The 13,838-nt window shown below is 67.4% G+C and carries 15 protein-coding genes; all 15 read left to right on the top strand.

Annotated elements, in window-relative coordinates:
• The first annotated feature begins 181 nt into the window (after positions 1 to 181).
• Positions 182 to 1,264, top strand: coding sequence for a rod shape-determining protein MreC (mreC, locus tag QZ951_RS12090; RefSeq protein ID WP_293000917.1), 1,083 nt, complete (start codon positions 182 to 184; stop codon positions 1,262 to 1,264).
• On the top strand, positions 1,261 to 1,755 hold the full coding sequence (gene mreD / locus QZ951_RS12095) for a rod shape-determining protein MreD (protein WP_293000918.1): 495 nt from the start codon (positions 1,261 to 1,263) through the stop codon (positions 1,753 to 1,755). Before mreC ends, mreD begins: the two co-directional genes overlap by 4 nt.
• Positions 1,756 to 1,813: 58 nt before the next feature.
• Entirely contained in the window at positions 1,814 to 3,838 is a 2,025-nt protein-coding gene (mrdA, locus tag QZ951_RS12100) for a penicillin-binding protein 2 (protein WP_293000919.1), read from the top strand.
• A gap of 46 nt (positions 3,839 to 3,884) precedes the next feature.
• Positions 3,885 to 5,015: a rod shape-determining protein RodA gene (gene rodA / locus QZ951_RS12105; RefSeq protein ID WP_293000920.1), complete on the top strand. Its 1,131-nt coding sequence runs from the start codon at positions 3,885 to 3,887 to the stop codon at positions 5,013 to 5,015.
• Between the two features lie 20 nt (positions 5,016 to 5,035).
• Positions 5,036 to 6,139, top strand: coding sequence for a lytic murein transglycosylase (locus tag QZ951_RS12110; RefSeq protein ID WP_293000922.1), 1,104 nt, complete (start codon positions 5,036 to 5,038; stop codon positions 6,137 to 6,139).
• Positions 6,136 to 7,113, top strand: a complete 978-nt coding sequence (locus tag QZ951_RS12115; RefSeq protein WP_293000924.1) for a septal ring lytic transglycosylase RlpA family protein — start codon at positions 6,136 to 6,138, stop codon at positions 7,111 to 7,113. Before QZ951_RS12110 ends, QZ951_RS12115 begins: the two co-directional genes overlap by 4 nt.
• Positions 7,114 to 7,293: 180 nt before the next feature.
• Complete coding sequence (locus tag QZ951_RS12120; RefSeq protein WP_293000926.1) at positions 7,294 to 8,487, top strand: D-alanyl-D-alanine carboxypeptidase family protein; 1,194 nt, start codon at positions 7,294 to 7,296, stop codon at positions 8,485 to 8,487.
• Positions 8,488 to 8,555: 68 nt separating this feature from the next.
• The gene (locus QZ951_RS12125) at positions 8,556 to 8,849 is read left to right on the top strand and encodes a DUF493 domain-containing protein (RefSeq protein ID WP_293000928.1); all 294 of its coding nucleotides are present in this window, start codon (positions 8,556 to 8,558) and stop codon (positions 8,847 to 8,849) included.
• Positions 8,850 to 8,873: 24 nt separating this feature from the next.
• Positions 8,874 to 9,149 (top strand): hypothetical protein, encoded by a 276-nt coding sequence (locus tag QZ951_RS12130; protein ID WP_293000929.1) that lies wholly within the window; start codon positions 8,874 to 8,876, stop codon positions 9,147 to 9,149.
• A gap of 33 nt (positions 9,150 to 9,182) precedes the next feature.
• Positions 9,183 to 9,341 (top strand): hypothetical protein, encoded by a 159-nt coding sequence (locus tag QZ951_RS12135; RefSeq protein ID WP_293000930.1) that lies wholly within the window; start codon positions 9,183 to 9,185, stop codon positions 9,339 to 9,341.
• 93 nt (positions 9,342 to 9,434) lie between these two features.
• Positions 9,435 to 10,823 carry a hypothetical protein gene (locus QZ951_RS12140; protein ID WP_293000931.1) on the top strand — a complete coding sequence of 463 codons (1,389 nt, stop codon included), beginning with the start codon at positions 9,435 to 9,437 and terminating at the stop codon, positions 10,821 to 10,823.
• A gap of 50 nt (positions 10,824 to 10,873) precedes the next feature.
• Complete coding sequence (gene lipB / locus QZ951_RS12145; RefSeq protein ID WP_366943891.1) at positions 10,874 to 11,542, top strand: lipoyl(octanoyl) transferase LipB; 669 nt, start codon at positions 10,874 to 10,876, stop codon at positions 11,540 to 11,542.
• Positions 11,543 to 11,672: 130 nt separating this feature from the next.
• Positions 11,673 to 12,491 carry an ABC transporter ATP-binding protein gene (locus QZ951_RS12150; protein WP_293000932.1) on the top strand — a complete coding sequence of 273 codons (819 nt, stop codon included), beginning with the start codon at positions 11,673 to 11,675 and terminating at the stop codon, positions 12,489 to 12,491.
• Positions 12,488 to 13,252, top strand: coding sequence for a lipid asymmetry maintenance ABC transporter permease subunit MlaE (mlaE, locus tag QZ951_RS12155; protein WP_293000933.1), 765 nt, complete (start codon positions 12,488 to 12,490; stop codon positions 13,250 to 13,252). Before QZ951_RS12150 ends, mlaE begins: the two co-directional genes overlap by 4 nt.
• A 27-nt stretch (positions 13,253 to 13,279) precedes the next feature.
• Complete coding sequence (gene mlaD / locus QZ951_RS12160) at positions 13,280 to 13,798, top strand: outer membrane lipid asymmetry maintenance protein MlaD (protein WP_293000934.1); 519 nt, start codon at positions 13,280 to 13,282, stop codon at positions 13,796 to 13,798.
• Positions 13,799 to 13,838 lie beyond the last annotated feature (40 nt).

The following is a 13,838-nucleotide window of genomic DNA, read 5'->3' on the forward strand; positions in this document are numbered from 1 at the left end:
CGCAGCATGCCGGTGCCCGGGAAATCACGCGGAATCGAGCGATATCCGGCGATTTTCGGCGCGAAGCCGGCGAATCTTCACTTTTCGCGATGTGAACGGTTGTCGCCACCGCTTCCGCGTCCTATTCTTTCGCGATGCCCGCTCCGCTGCGGGTGACACAAGCTGAACCTGCGCCCGGCCCTTGAACACCACGCTTAGCGACCCTTCGCGAAAACCGCTGTTTCCACGGGGCCCTGGACTGGGGCTGAAGCTGACCCTCTTCGCTTCTCTGTCGATCGGGCTGATGGTGGCCGAAACCCGCGGCTCCCGGATCGAACCGCTGCGCCAATGGCTGTCGTGGGCGATGACGCCGGTGCTGTGGCTGGCCGCGTCGCCGACCAGCGTGTCCGGCAGCGTCGAGCATTTCCGCTCCCGCGAATCCCTGCTGACCGAAAACCGGGAACTGCGCGACAAGCTGCTGAAACAGGACGCACGGCTGCTGCGGCTGTCGTCGCTGGAGGCCGAGAACGCCCGCATCCGCGAGCTGCTGGCCTCGTCGAGCGCGCTGGAAGATCGCGTGCTGATCGCCGAAATCCTGGCCACCAGCCAGGACCCGTATCGCCATCAGATCGTGCTGAACAAGGGCAGTCGCGATGGCGTCTATCGCGGTCAGGCGCTGGTCGATGCCTCCGGCGTCATGGGACAGGTGGTGCAGGTCAACGCCGGCAGCGCCGTGGCGCTGCTGATCACCGATCCCGACCACGGCATTCCGGTCGAGATCAACCGGACCGGCCTGCAGACCATCGCGCTCGGCCACGGCGACGGCCACAGCCTGTCGCTGCCGTATCTGCCGGGCAATGCCGACGTGAAGGTCGGCGATCTGCTGGTGACGTCCGGCATCGGCGGCCGCTTCCCGGCCGGCTATCCGGTCGGCGAAGTCCACGAACTGAAGCACGCCGGCGGCGAGAGCTTCATGGAAGCGATCGCCTACCCGAAAGCGCAGCTGAACCAAGGCCGGCAGGCGCTGCTGGTCTGGAGCGAACGCGCGCTGCCGGTCAACGGCGTGATCGATGCCGTGCCGCCGGTGCCGATCGACCTGCCGATCAAGGGCGACACGGCGGTGCCCGCCGCGGCAGCCAATGGCGCGACGGCGGCATCGGCCCCGTCCCCCGCTGCAGCACCGGTTGCCGACACCCGCGCGCCGCCGGCCGCTGCGGCCCCGAATGCTGCGCCCCAGCCGCCGGCTGACAAGCCCGCGGCCGCCGCCGGCAAGCCCGTGCCATGAGCGGCACGTTCTGGTTCCTGCTGAGCCTGCTGCTGGCGCTGATGCTGCAGATCGTGCAGATGCCCGAGACGCTGGCACTGGTGCGGCCGATCTGGCCGCTGCTGGTCATCGGCTACTGGGCGCTGTACGCGCCGCAGACGCCGGCGATCTTCGCCGCCTGGGTGCTCGGGCTGTGCTGCGACGTGCTGCTGAACGCGCCGCTCGGCCAGTACGCGCTGGGTCTGGTCGTGGTCGCATTCCTGATCCGGCGTCTGGCCGGCATCTACGTGCTGTTTCCGATCTGGCAGGCGGCGCTGGCGCTGCTGCCGATCTGGGCGCTGTTCGTGTTCCTGATGTTCTGGATCGATGGCCTGACCCGCCACGCGGCCGACCCGACCCTGCGCTGGTTGCCGATCGTCAGCACGACGCTGGTCTGGCCGCTGCTCGCCGGCCTGCTGGACACCTTGCGCGCGCGCCGCAAGCGCGATCTGAACCGGATTCGGCTGCCGTGATCACCGGACGCGCCATCGCGACCCCAGCCGGAAGCCGGAAGCCGGACGGGAACCGGTCATGAGCGCGCTCGGCGGCTCGCGCAGCGGTTATGACGCGATCAAGAACCTGTACGAGGAAAAGCGCACGTTCACCGGCCGCGTGGTGTTCGCGGCCGGGCTCTGCCTGCTGCTGATCGCCACGCTCGCCGCGCGCCTGATCGACCTGCAGCTGATCCGGCACGACTACTACTCGACCCGGGCCGACGACAACCGCATGCGGCTGACGCCGATCGCGCCGATTCGCGGCCTGATCTACGACCGCAACGGCGCGCTGATCGCGCAGAACCTGCCGAGCTTCGTGCTCGACATCACCCCCGAGCGGGTCAAGAACCTCGACGACACGCTGAACCGGCTCAAGGCCTACATCCGCTTGAGCGATCAGGACATCAGCCGGTTCAAGGACCGCATGCGCAAGGGGCCGCGCTACCGCAGCGTCACCCTGCGCTCGAACCTGAGCCCGGAAGAAGTCGCCCGCTACGAGCTGAACCGCTGGGAATTCGAAGGCGTGGAAGTCAACGCCGGCCTCGTCCGCGACTATCCGCTCGGCGAAAGCGCGGCACATGTCATCGGCTATGTCGGCGGCATCAGCGAAGCCGACTACGCCAAGCTCGACGAGGCCGACTATCAGGGCCTGTCGCAGATCGGCAAGGCCGGGGTCGAGCGCAGCCACGAGGACCAGCTGCGCGGCGTGCCGGGCGCGAAGATCGTCGAGGCCAACGCCGCCGGCCGGCCGCTGCGCGAACTCGACTCCCGCCCCGGCAGCTCCGGCCAGAACCTGTACCTGGCGCTCGACGCGCAGCTGCAGCTGGTTGCCGAAAAGGCGCTCGGCGAGCTCGATGGCGCCGTCGTCGCGATCGACCCGCGCACCGGCGAGGTGCTGGCGCTGGTGTCGAAACCCGGCTATGACCCGAAGCTGTTCGTCGAAGGCATCGATGCCGCGAGCTACCGCGGCCTGCTCGAGGATCAGGGCCGGCCGCTGTACAACCGCGCGCTGCTGGGCACCTATCCGCCGGGGTCGACGATCAAGCCGTTCATCGCCACCGCCGCGCTGAACTTCAATCAGGTGACGCCGGACACGCATGTCTACTGCTCCGGCGCGATGACCCTGCCCGGCAGCTCGCGCAAGTACCGCTGCCACAAGCGTCAGGGCCACGGCACGGTCGATCTCGATGCCGCCATCGCCAAGTCCTGCGACATCTACTTCTATCAGGCGGCGATGAACCTCGGCATCGACCGCATCGACGAGATCCTCGGCCAGTTCGGCTACGGCAAGCCGACCGGCATCGACATCCCGAACGAGAAGAGCGGCCTGCTGCCGTCGCGCGACTGGAAGCGCCGCGTCTACAAGCAGGCCTGGTTTCCGGGCGAGACGCTGAACCTCGGCATCGGTCAGGGCGCGCTGACGGCGACGCCGCTGCAGCTGGCGCAGGCCACCGCCCGGCTGGCGATGCGCGGCGCCGGTTTCAAGCCGCACATGGTCCATGCCGTTGCCGATCCGGCGACCGGGGCGATCACCGGGGTCGCGCCCGAACCGCTGCCGCCGCTGACCGGCCAGAGCGCGGAGCTGCAGGAGCGCGTGATCCACGCCATGCAACTGGTGACGATGTTCCCCGGCGGCACCGCCTACCGCGTGTTCCAGGACGCGCCGTACTCGTCCGCCGGCAAGACCGGCACGGCGCAGGTGGCGGGCCTCAAGCAGGACGAGAACGTGGCGCCGACCTTCGACTCGACGCCGAAGCACCTGCGCGACCACGCGCTGTTCGTCGCGTTCGCGCCGGTCGATGCGCCGCGCATCGCGATCGCCGTGATCGCGGAACACGCGGGCCACGGCGGTTCGGTCGCCGCCCCGGTCGCCCGGCAGGTGATGGACCAGTACCTGCTCGGCAAGGTGCTGTTCGGTGCCGACGCCGCGGCCGCCGCGGCAGCAGCGGCCGCGCCGCCGGACGACGGCAGCGATCCGGCGCTCGATGGCGGCGAGGAAGGCGAAGCGCCACCGCCGGAAGACGCGCCAACGGAAACACCGACGCCACCGAGCACGCGATGACCCTCGCCCTGAATCACGGCGGCCCGATGCCGCGTCCGGAATCCGCATGAATACCTCGGTGATCAGCCGTGCCCCGGCGCAGTCCGTCGGCTGGACCGAACTGCTGTCGCGCTGGCATTTCGACCTCTGGCTGGGCCTGCTGCTGCTGATGCTGGGCATCGTCGGCCTGCTGGTGCAGTACTCGGCCAGCGGTCACCAGATGTCGGTGGTGATCAATCAGGCGGAGCGTCTGGCGCTCGGTTTCACCGTGATGATCATCGCCGCGCAGGCGCCGCCGGAGTTCTACCGGATGGCCGCGCCGTGGCTGTACGCGTTCGGCGTGCTCATGCTGGTCGCCACGCTGGTGCTCGGCGATCACGCCAAGGGCGCGCAGCGCTGGCTGGACCTCGGCGTGTTCCGCTTCCAGCCATCGGAAATCATGAAGCTGGCGATGCCGATGGCCGTCGCCGCGTGGCTGCACACGCGCACGCTGCCCCCGAAGCTGCCGACGATCATCGTCACGCTCGCGATCATCGGCGTGCCGACGATGCTGATCGCGATCCAGCCGGACCTCGGCACCGCAATGCTGGTGCTCGCCGCCGGCGTGCTGGCGCTGTACTTCGGCGGCCTCGGCATCCGCTGGATTCTTGCCGTCATCGCCGCCGCCACCGCTGCCGCGCCACTGCTGTGGTTCAAGCTGCACGACTACCAGCGCAACCGCGTGCTGACCTTCCTCGATCCGGAACGCGATCCGCTCGGCACCGGTTATCACATCACCCAGAGCAAGATCGCGATCGGCTCCGGCGGCCTGTTCGGCAAGGGCTGGCTGGCCGGCACCCAGGCCAAGCTCGACTTCCTGCCGGAATCGCATACCGACTTCATCTTCGCCGTGTTCTCCGAGGAACTCGGCCTCCTCGGCGTCGCGGCACTGATGGCGCTGTATGCCGCCATCGTCGGTCGCGGCCTGTACATCGCGCTCAGAGGCCAGGACAGCTTCCAGCGGCTGCTCGCCGGCAGCCTCGCGATGACCTTCTTCGTCTATGTCTTCATCAACATGGGCATGGTCATCGGCCTGCTGCCGGTGGTGGGCGTGCCGCTGCCGCTGGTCAGCTTCGGCGGCACCTCGGCCGTGACCCTGCTGGCCGGTTTCGGCATGCTGATGTCGGTCTATACCCACCGCAAGCTGCTGTCGAGCTGACGCGGAACAGAAAGGAATCCATGAACAGACCACTGCTTGCCGGCCTTGCCGTGCTGTCGACGCTGGCCATCGGCCCGGCCTCGGCCGACTACTCGAAGCACCCGAAGGCGCAGTTGCTGCTCGACACCCTGCGCGAGGACTACGGCTTTTCACCGCCGGAGTTGGACTCGGTCAAGACCGCGCTGCGCGAAGCGCAGAAGCTGCCGAAGCTGATCGAGAAGGAACTCAAGAACAAGGAATCCGGCGGCAAGGCGGCGGAGCCCGATGCCAAGCCGGCGCTGCCGGACTGGGACGACTACCGGCCGATCCACGTCAACCCGCGCAACATCGACAACGGCCTCAAGTACCTGAACGACAACGCGGCCTGGTTCGCGCGGGCGGAAGCCGAATTCGGCGTGCCACCGACCGTGATCGCCGCGATCCTCGGTGTGGAGACCAAGTACGGCACCTATACCGGCAAGTTCCGCGTGCTCGATGCGCTGGCGACGCAGGGCTTCGATCATCCGCGCCGCGCGCCGTTCTTCTTTTCCGAGCTGACCGAGTTCTTCGCTTTCACCCGTGATGCCGCGCGCAATCCGGTCGACCTGCTCGGCTCGTATGCCGGCGCGATGGGCAACGCCCAGTTCATGCCGAGCAACTACCGCTGGCTGGCGCTGGACTACGACGGCAACGGCACGCGCGATCTGTGGAGCGCGCCGGATGCCATCGGCAGCATCGCGCAGTACCTTGTGCGCTATGACCCGAAGCGGGCGTTCCGTCGGGGCGAGCCGCTGGTGGTGCCGGCCACGGTCGCCGCCGCGCCGGCGGATTCGGTGCCACGCAACGGCAAGGTCGCCGACCAGAATGTCGGCGTGCTGCGCGGCGTCGGCGTCACCCCGACCGTCGCGCTGCCCGATGCGACCCCGGCTGGGCTGATCGAACTGCGCCGCGGCAGCAGCCGCGAGTACTGGGTGGCCTTGCCCAACTTCTACGCGATCCAGACCTACAACCCGCGCGTGTTCTACGCCATGGCCGTGACCCAGCTGGCGAACGCGCTGGCCGACGCCCAGACGCAGCAGGCCCGGCAGGCCGCGGCGGAAGCGGCGGGCGACGCCGCGCAGCTGGCCGCGAGCGGCACGAAATGACGCGCCTGCGCATCGCGGGCCTGCTCGCCGTTGCCGCGATCGCGACTGGCTGCGCGCCGATCGAGACCGTGCCCGAGCGTCCGTACGAACGGCCGACCGTACACCCGATCGAGCGGCGCCCGCCGGTCGCCAAGGCGCAGCCCGCGCCGGCGGACGAGAAGGACTACGCGCCGAAGGCCGACGAGATTCCGCCGGATCTCGCGTCGATTCCCGATGCCGTGCCGCAGCCGCTCGAACGCAGCCCGTACGGCAATCCGGATTCGTACGAGGTGTTCGGCGTGCGCTACGAAATCCTGCAGAACGCGGCGGGCTTCAAGGAGCGCGGCCACGCCTCGTGGTACGGCAAGAAGTTCCACGGCCGGCGCACGTCCAGCGGTGACAAGTACGACATGTTCGCGATGACTGCCGCGCACAAGCTGCTGCCGATTCCGTCGTTCGCGCGGATCACCAACACCAGCAACGGCAAGAGCGTGATCGTGAAGATCAATGATCGCGGACCGTTCCACCCCGGCCGCATCGTCGACCTGTCGTATGCCGCCGCGCTGAAGCTCGACATCATCAATCACGGCTCGGCCGAGGTGGAACTGGAAGTGGTCGACCCGAGCGGCAACACGCTGGTGGCCGACACTGCGCCAGCGCCCGCCAGAGTTCCGGCCAAGCCGGCGACCGCGCCAGCGCGCGCCGTGCCGGCGGTCGAGTCGCCGAACGGCCCCCCGGGCGGTCCGGTATCGGTCGCCAACCGTCCCGCGCACTTCCTGCAGGCCGGCGTCTTCAGCGATTCCCGCAATGCCTCGAATTTCCGCGAGAAACTGGCGCTGGCCGGGGTCAAGCCGCTGGTGATGAAGAGCGAATCGCGCAACGGCCGCTGGGTCTACCGCGTGCTGATCGGGCCGTTCCCGAATACCGGCACGCTGGAAAAGACCCGCGCCCGGATGACGGCCGATGGCACGCCGACGCTGCCGGTATTCGAGTGACCGGCGTCGCGTTCCGCACCATTGCTGCAGTGCGTCAGACAACACCCTGCGTTACCATCCCGGCAGGTCGTCGCGAAGGCCGAGCCTTCGTGCCGCACGCATCGGATGCCTTGAAGCATTGCGCACGGAATTGCGCAAACCCCTGAACAAAATACGATTCCAGAACCGAAAAGCCCCCGGATGAACGTCTCCCCCGTGTCTGCCCGCCGCCCGTTCCGCCACCTGCTGCTCGTTGCCGCCACGGTGGCTGCGGTCCTCGCCCCCGTTGCCACGCCGGTCTCGGCCGCCACCATTCCCGCCGCGCCGACGATCGACGCCAAGGCCTTCGCACTGCTCGATTACGACAGCGGCGAACTGCTGGCCGGCAACAACCCGGACGGCCGCGTCGAGCCGGCGAGCATCACCAAGGTGATGACGACCTATGTCGCATTCGACGAGATCCGGAAAGGCCGCCTGAAGCTCGACGACACCGCGCTGGTCAGCGAAAAGGCCTGGCGCCAGGGCAAGGATTCGAGCGAATCGCGCATGTTCCTGACCTTGGGCAGCCGCGTGAAGATCGAGGACCTGCTGCGCGGCATCATCATCGTCTCCGGCAACGACGCCTCGATCGTGCTGGCCGAACATCTGGCCGGCAGCGAGGACGCCTTCGCCGACCTGATGAACGAAACCGCGAAGAAGCTCGGCATGGTCAACAGCCATTTCGTCGATGCCAGCGGCCTGCCGAATGCGGAGCACTACACCACCGCGCACGATCTGGCGATTCTCGGCCGCGCGCTGATCCGCGACTTCCCGGAGTTCTACAAGATCTACGCCGAGCGCTCGTTCAAGTACGGCATCGAGCACGCGCAGGAAAACCGCAACGGCCTGCTGATCAAGGACCCGACGGTCGACGGCATCAAGACCGGCCACACCAGTGCCGCCGGCTACTGCCTGCTGTCGTCGTCGGTGCGGGATGGCCGCCGCCTGATCTCGGCCGTGATGGGCGCGCCGAGCTGGGCCTATCGCGAACAGGCGAGCCTGGAATTGCTGAACTACGGCTTTCGCTTCTTCGAGACTGCCAGCCTGTTCGGCGCCACCGCGCCGGTCGGCAGTCTGAAGGTCTACAAGGGCACGGCCGACACGGTGCAGATCGGCACGCTGGAACCGCTGAAGCTGACCTTGCCGCGTGGTGCGAAGGAATCGCTGCAGATCCAGCAGCAGATCGACCCGCGCGCGATCGCCCCGCTGACCGCCGGCCAGAAGCTCGGCACGGCCACGATCTCGATCGACGGCAAGCCGCTGAAGACGATCGATCTGGTCGCGCTGACCGATGTTCCGAGCGGCGGCTTCTGGCGTCGCCTGATCGACCAGATCAAGCTCTGGCTCGGCTTCTGAGCCCGGCTCGCTGCTCGATCACGGCTTCGCCAGTCCCTGCTTTCGATACTGCTGATCGAGATTCGTCGATGAACGACGCCGCGCCGCAACCCGAAACCCCGGCCGCGCCAGCGGGACTCGTCTACCCCTGCGAGTTCCCGCTGAAGGTCTTCATCCGCCCGGACGAGGAAGCGGCCGCGCGCATCGCCAAGCTGGCACACGAGCAGCTCGCCGTCGGTGCGGTGATCACCACGTCGCGCCGGCTGTCGAGCACCGGCAAGTATCTGGCGCTGACCCTGAACTTCGTCGCCGAAGACGCCGATCACGCCAACCGCGTGATCAAGGCGGTGATGGCCGATCCCGGCGTGCTGCTGGCCTTGTAGCTTCTCCGCAGCACGGAGGCCGTCATGGACGACGTCATCGATCTCCTCGATTCCCTGATTCGGCCGCTGTTGCGGCTGATCGTGCTGCTCGTGCGGGGCCTGTGGTGGGCCGCCCACGATTTGATCTTCGAAACGATCTGCTGGGGCACCGGCTGGCTGGTGCTTCGGATCGTCACGCTCGGCCGCTGGCCCACTGTCGGGATTGCGGAACCGCACAAGATGGGCGACGCAGACGCCATGCTGATCGCCTTGCTCGGTCTCGCGGTGCTCGTCGCAGCCGGCTACTGGTTCTGGCCGTGACCCGTCCCGGCGGCGCGCCGACGCCACGGATTCATGGCCGGGCAGACCGCCGTTCCGGATGACTTCGCCTGCATGGGTGAGGCGGAGATCGAACCGCTGTTCGGGGTCTGCGCGAGCGCACGGGCGGTGAACCTGCTGCTGACTCAAGATGCCGTCGTGGCCCGCTATCAGAGACCGATCCGGCTGGTGTGATGCGGGTCTCCAGCGCGCCGATGCTGAATCGACCGATATTCCGTTGCGGTAGATTAAATCCGTCGTTCGCATTTCCACGGACAGGAGGCTCGAATGTCGTTGATCCGCAAGACCCTGAAAGTCACTGGCTGGATCACCGGCGCCGCTGCCGTCGGCGCGGCCGCGGTGGTATTGGCAAACGCGTTTGACGAGCCGCTGGCGCCTGAAGTCAAGGCGCTGCTGGCACGGCCAGCGCCGCAGGTTGCGGAAGCCGACAATCTGCTGAACGCGCTGATCGGCTTCCCGATCGTCAGCGCTGATGTGGCTGAAAACGAGGCGTTCTGGCGCATCGGCGTGCGCAAGCGAGCGATCCGTCGTGTCGCTGCGGACAACGACGCGCGCCAGCACGCGTACGACGTGACGGGCGACGAACGGACGCTGCGCCTGATCGGCGACCGCACACTGCTGTGCCCCCGCGATGCCCTCAGCGACCCAACCTGCCTGTCGACGGTGGCGGCCCACCGCGATGCCGTCGAGCAACTGCTGACCGACAACGCCGAATGGCTGCGCCGCTTCCATGCCTTGCAGCGCTATTCGACCTTTGCCGCCGATGCGCCGATCTCGTGGGCCGATCCTTGGCTTCCATCGTCGGAAGTCAGCACCGGCCATGCGCTGGCCCGAACCGAGATCGCGCTGCAATGGGTCCGCGGCGATCGGGCGGCGGCCGTCGCCAATCTCGCGGCTGATCTGCAGTTCTGGCGGCACTTTCTGGCGTCGACCGACGCCTATCTGATCGACAAGTTCGTCGCCGCTGCCGGCTATCGCGACAGTCTGCTGCTGGCAGCAACAGTGCTGCGCACGCAGGCGCTGTCGCCGGATGAAGTGGCGATGCTGGAACCAGCACTGGCGCCGCTGCCGCAAGCAGCGGTATCGCTGGTATCGGCCATCGACCGCGAGTTCGACTACTTCAACGCCGCGTTGATCGCGACCCTTGCCGCACCCGCCGCGTCACTCGCGATCGACGAGGACGGCGAACCGTCGAAGCTGGCCGGCATCCGCAATGTCATTGCGCGCTACTTCACGCTGCCGAACGCCACGCTGAACCGTCGCTTTCGCCGTGTACAAACGGACATCGCCGCCACGCGCAACTGCGCGCAGAGTGCGGCCGATTCAGCCCCAGAAGCCGAGTTCAGCTTCGCAGAACGCCTTTACAACCCGGTCGGCAACACGATTGCCGACGTCGGCGCGCCCGGCTATGGCGACTATGCGAAGCGTCTGTGTGACCTCGACGGCCTGAACCGCATCGTCGGCCTGCAACTGGCGATGGCGCGGCTGCCGCAGCCACCGGCCGATGCCGCGGCCGTCGCCGCCTTCGTGCAGACTGCCGATGCCCGCTTTGCCGATCCGTACACCGGCGCGCCGATGCAGGTCGATGGTCAGCGTCGCGTCCGCTTCGAGGCGCGCGACCCGCGAATGAAGGCCTTTCTGCCCTGGCCGATCTGAGAAGATCACGCCCGGCGCCGCTGCGGCGCGATGCCCTGCCCGCGTCATCCATGCTGATTCGCTCCCTCGGCACCCGCGACTACACCGAAACCTACGACGCGATGCGCGCCTTCACCGCCGCGCGCGCGTCGGACGCCGAAGATGAGCTGTGGCTGGTCGAACATCCGCCGGTGTTCACGCAGGGTCAGGCCGGCAAGGCGGAGCATGTGCTGGCACCCGGTGATATCCCGATCGTGCAGAGCAATCGCGGCGGTCAGGTGACATACCACGGTCCCGGGCAGGTCGTGATCTACGTGCTGGTCGACATCGCGCGGCGCGGCTACGGCATCCGCGCGCTGGTCACGCGGCTGGAAAACGCGATGATCGCGACCCTGGCCGAATTCGGAATTGCCGCCGCGGCCCGCGCCGACGCGCCGGGCGTGTACGTCAGCGGACCATTCGCGGACGATCCGCGGCCGGACGCGCCACCGCGCAAGATCGGCTCGCTCGGCCTGCGCGTCAGCCGCGGCTGCAGCTATCACGGCCTGTCGCTGAACGTGGCGATGGATCTGGAACCGTTCTCGCGGATCAATCCCTGTGGCCTGATCAACATGCGGATGACGCAGGTCTGCGAGCTGATCGATGGAGCCGCCGCGGCTCCGCTGGCGGCGCTGCGCGGGCCGGATGGCGTCGCAATCGTGCAGCAGTCGCTCATCCGGCAGCTGACCGCACATCTCTGAACAGCGGCTTCGGCGCGCCGGCCGATCCCCCGAACGACAGAGGAACGATTCCGGATTCGGAGCCTCCAAGCGACAGGGCATCGCGTATAGTTCGCGGCTGTCCTCGTCCCATCCGCCCCCGATCGATCCGATGACAACCGCCGCCACCGACCCGCTGGTCCGCATCCGGTCGATGCACTTCGCGTTCGGTCCGAAAGTGATCTACGACGGCATCGATCTCGACATCGTCCGCGGCAAGATCACCGCCATCCTCGGCCCGAGCGGCACCGGCAAGACCACCCTGCTGCGCCTGATCGGCGGCCAGTGGAAACCGGACGCCGGCACGATCGAGTTCGACGGCATCAACGTCCACAGCCTGTCGCGCAAGCCCCTGTTCGACCTGCGCAAACGCATGGGCCTGCTGTTCCAGAGCGGCGCCTTGCTGACCGATCTCACGGTTTTCGAGAACGTGGCGTTTCCGCTGCGCGAGCACACGGCGTTTCCGGAGTCGATGATCCGCGATCTGGTGCTGATGAAGCTCGAAGCGGTTGGCCTGCGCGGCGCGGCCAAGCTCTACCCAAGCGAGATTTCCGGCGGCATGGCGCGGCGCGTGGCACTGGCCCGCGCGATCGCGCTGGAGCCGGACATGATCATGTACGACGAGCCGTTCACCGGTCAGGACCCGATCTCGATGGGTGTCTTGATCCGCCTGATCCAGGGCCTGAACCGCTCGCTGAACCTGACCTCGGTGATCGTCACGCATGACGTCGAGGACGTGATGCGGATCGCCGATTACGTCTACGTGCTGTCCGGCGGCAAGGTGCTCGATCACGGCACGCCGGCCGAGGTGCAGCAGTCGAAATCCGATCTCGTGCGGCAGTTCCTCAGCGGCGAGGCCGATGGCCCGGTGTCGTTCCACTACAAGGCGGCACGCCGCTATGCCGACGATCTGATGGCGGGCCGCGAATGAACGTTCTGTCGCCGCTGTTCGACAGCCTGCGCGGTCTCGGTCGCGCCACGCTGTTCCTGCTGACGATTCTGGCCGGCATTCCGGCGGCGCTGCTGCGACCGCGGCTGGTGTTCCAGCAGGTCTACTCGGTCGGCGTGCTGTCGTTGATCATCATCGTGGTGTCCGGCAGCTTCATCGGCATGGTGCTGGCGCTGCAGGGCTATCGCACCCTGGTGAACTTCGGCGCGGCATCGAGCCTCGGCGTGCTGGTGGCGCTGTCGATCGTCCGCGAGCTGGGCCCGGTGGTTACGGCGCTGCTGTTCGCCGGCCGCGCCGGCTCCGCGCTCGCCGCGGAAATCGGCCTGATGAAGGCGACCGACCAGTTGTCCGGCATGGAAATGATGGCGGTCGATCCGATCAAGCGGGTGATCGCGCCGCGCTTCATCGCCGGCATCATCGCCATGCCGCTGCTGGCGTCGATCTTCGCGATGATGTCGATCGGCGTCGCCGGCGGCCATGCCGTCGGTGTCGAACTGCTCGGTGTGGATGCCGGCTCGTACTGGTCGCAGATCCACCAGGCCATGCATGGCGCCGACATCCGCGACATGCTGATCAAGGCCACCGTGTTCGGGCTGGCGATCAGCTGGATCGCGGTCTACCAGGGCTATCACGCCGCGCCGACGTCCGAAGGCGTGTCGCGCGCCACGACCTCGACCGTGGTGGTGTCGTCGCTGGCGATCCTGGCGCTCGATTTCGTGCTGACCGCCTTCATGTTCCATTAAGCCGTCTGTGCCCAGACTGGAAATATCATGCAAACGAGAAGTCTAGAACTGCTGGTCGGATTGTTCGTCAGCCTCGGCATCGCCGCGGTGTTCATCCTGACGTTCCGCGTCGCCAGCCTCGACAAGGTCGGCGACAGCGGCACCAGCTACCGGGTGACGGCGAAGTTCGAGAACACCGGCTCGCTCGGCACCGGTTCGTCGGTGAAACTGTCGGGTGTCCGCATCGGCCGCGTGCGCAGCGTGACCATCGACCCGCAGACGTTCCAGGCGGTGGTGACGATGGAAATCGACGGCGCGCGGAACAACATTCCGGCCGACTCCAACGTCAAGATCCTGACCGCCGGCCTGCTCGGCGAACAGTATCTGGGCATCGAGCCGGGCGGCGATCCGGAGCCGCTGAAGGATGGCAGCGAAATTCAGTTCACCCAGTCCGCGCTGGTGCTCGAAAACCTGATCGGCCAGTTCCTGACCTCGTTCACGCAGAAGGAACCGGCTGCCGCGAAGGCGGCCGAACCCGCGGCGGCGCCAGCCGCGGCGACGCCCTGACGCCAACGCAATCCCGAACTAAAGGACCCGCCCCCGCGCG

It is taken from the genome of Nevskia sp., from assembly GCF_021732705.1.
Lineage (GTDB): Bacteria > Pseudomonadota > Gammaproteobacteria > Nevskiales > Nevskiaceae > Nevskia.

What these genes read in the sequence shown, in the direction of transcription:
- mreD (WP_293000918.1), top strand. Translation starts at nt 1,261, where the DNA reads ATGAGCGGCACGTTCTGGTTCCTGCTGAGCCTGCTGCTGGCGCTGATG.
- mrdA (WP_293000919.1), top strand. Translation starts at nt 1,814, where the DNA reads ATGAGCGCGCTCGGCGGCTCGCGCAGCGGTTATGACGCGATCAAGAAC.
- rodA (WP_293000920.1), top strand. Translation starts at nt 3,885, where the DNA reads ATGAATACCTCGGTGATCAGCCGTGCCCCGGCGCAGTCCGTCGGCTGG.
- QZ951_RS12110 (WP_293000922.1), top strand. Translation starts at nt 5,036, where the DNA reads ATGAACAGACCACTGCTTGCCGGCCTTGCCGTGCTGTCGACGCTGGCC.
- QZ951_RS12115 (WP_293000924.1), top strand. Translation starts at nt 6,136, where the DNA reads ATGACGCGCCTGCGCATCGCGGGCCTGCTCGCCGTTGCCGCGATCGCG.
- QZ951_RS12120 (WP_293000926.1), top strand. Translation starts at nt 7,294, where the DNA reads ATGAACGTCTCCCCCGTGTCTGCCCGCCGCCCGTTCCGCCACCTGCTG.
- QZ951_RS12125 (WP_293000928.1), top strand. Translation starts at nt 8,556, where the DNA reads ATGAACGACGCCGCGCCGCAACCCGAAACCCCGGCCGCGCCAGCGGGA.
- QZ951_RS12130 (WP_293000929.1), top strand. Translation starts at nt 8,874, where the DNA reads ATGGACGACGTCATCGATCTCCTCGATTCCCTGATTCGGCCGCTGTTG.
- QZ951_RS12135 (WP_293000930.1), top strand. Translation starts at nt 9,183, where the DNA reads ATGGCCGGGCAGACCGCCGTTCCGGATGACTTCGCCTGCATGGGTGAG.
- QZ951_RS12140 (WP_293000931.1), top strand. Translation starts at nt 9,435, where the DNA reads ATGTCGTTGATCCGCAAGACCCTGAAAGTCACTGGCTGGATCACCGGC.
- lipB (WP_366943891.1), top strand. Translation starts at nt 10,874, where the DNA reads ATGCTGATTCGCTCCCTCGGCACCCGCGACTACACCGAAACCTACGAC.
- QZ951_RS12150 (WP_293000932.1), top strand. Translation starts at nt 11,673, where the DNA reads ATGACAACCGCCGCCACCGACCCGCTGGTCCGCATCCGGTCGATGCAC.
- mlaE (WP_293000933.1), top strand. Translation starts at nt 12,488, where the DNA reads ATGAACGTTCTGTCGCCGCTGTTCGACAGCCTGCGCGGTCTCGGTCGC.
- mlaD (WP_293000934.1), top strand. Translation starts at nt 13,280, where the DNA reads ATGCAAACGAGAAGTCTAGAACTGCTGGTCGGATTGTTCGTCAGCCTC.